Origin of the sequence: Micrococcus sp. GbtcB5 (assembly GCF_019091605.1) — a bacterium.
Taxonomy (GTDB): Bacteria; Actinomycetota; Actinomycetes; order Actinomycetales; family Micrococcaceae; genus Micrococcus; species Micrococcus luteus.
The window spans coordinates 1-260 of sequence record NZ_JAGXJK010000245.1 but is presented as its reverse complement, the minus strand read 5'-3'; the positions used below and the strand labels follow the sequence as shown (position 1 = coordinate 260).

Here is a 260-nt window from a genome sequence, read left to right as displayed (position 1 = left end):
CATGCCTTGGCGAACATCGCGCCCGACGACCTCCATGTCACCGAGACCGCTCGCGCTCTAGAGCCATTGCGGCGACGCGTTCGGGAGATCGCCCACGACGGAGTCCGCTCCGGAGTCTTCCGCCGCGACATGCCCCCCGAGGTGCTCGCGTTCCTCATCGAAGAAACCGCACGTTCCGTGCTGCGCGGACTTCGCCTCGGGACACACGATGCCGGCACCATCGACGCGAAAGACATCCTTAGTAACGCCGGCCCCTCCTG

At 66.2% G+C, this 260-nt stretch carries 1 pseudogene; it reads left to right on the top strand.

The features are described from left to right. Positions 1 to 260, top strand: a pseudogene (locus KVS67_RS12220) (TetR/AcrR family transcriptional regulator); the annotation flags it as partial.